Below are 302 nucleotides of genomic sequence, written 5' to 3'. Positions count from 1 at the left end.
AGATTGAACTGGCAATCCATATCCATGATCTTCTGCCAACCGTGAAACTGCCATTGGCCTTTTCGGTTGATGAAGTATTTTAGGGCAATCCAAGTTTTAGACTTTGTTGGATGACGCCTTTTAGCCCAGTGCCATAACGTATGGAATAACTTGTGACCTACATATCCGAATACCTGTTTAGCTACGCAGTGCCGATAATAGTTCGACCATCCCCTGAGTTTAGGATTTATCAGTTTGATAAGATCATTCACTGGAAGGGTTACGTGCTTTTTGATGAGTTCACGCAGATTGCTTAAGAACAT

Annotated in this window: 1 protein-coding gene; it reads right to left on the bottom strand. The window is 41.7% G+C overall.

Annotated features, from left to right (window positions below):
- On the bottom strand, positions 1-302 hold a 302-nt coding region (locus AB4503_RS25735; protein WP_372115640.1), incomplete at both ends, for a group II intron maturase-specific domain-containing protein.

Source organism: Vibrio sp. 10N.222.55.B11, from assembly GCF_041473705.1.
GTDB lineage: Bacteria > Pseudomonadota > Gammaproteobacteria > Enterobacterales > Vibrionaceae > Vibrio > Vibrio crassostreae_C.
This window is presented reverse-complemented; position numbering and strand designations above follow the sequence as displayed.